This window comes from Streptomyces sp. SID12501, assembly GCF_010550245.1.
Lineage (GTDB): Bacteria > Actinomycetota > Actinomycetes > Streptomycetales > Streptomycetaceae > Streptomyces.
In genome coordinates this window covers 1-392 of the sequence record NZ_JAAGLU010001010.1, presented here as the reverse complement: position 1 = coordinate 392, position 392 = coordinate 1, and the positions used below count along the sequence as shown (strand labels likewise).

The following is a 392-nucleotide window of genomic DNA, read 5'->3' as shown; positions in this document are numbered from 1 at the left end:
CAACCGGCTGCTCGGCAACCCGCCCGACGCGGCGGTGCTGGAGACCACCCTCGACGGGGTCGCCCTGCGCGCCCTGACCCCGGTGACGGTGGCCGTGACGGGCGCTCCCTGCGCGGTACGGGTCTGCGGCCGGCCGGCAGCCTGGGGAGCGCCGGTCCGGCTCGCGGCCGGGGCGGAGCTGAACGTGGGCCGGGCGGAGCCGGGAGTGCGGGGCTACGTCGCGGTGCGGGGTGGGTTCCGCGTCCCGCCGGTGCTGGGCAGTCGCTCGACGGACCTGCTGTCGGGGCTGGGCCCGGCCGTCCTGACGTCCGGAACGCTGCTCCCGGTGGGCACCCCGGGCCCGGATCCGATCCGCGGGGCGGACGCCCTTCCCGCGCCGGCCCCCCCGACCG

At 79.8% G+C, this 392-nt stretch carries 1 pseudogene; it reads left to right on the top strand.

Annotated elements, in window-relative coordinates:
* Positions 1-392 (top strand): annotated as a pseudogene (locus tag G3I71_RS49580) (biotin-dependent carboxyltransferase family protein); the annotation flags it as partial.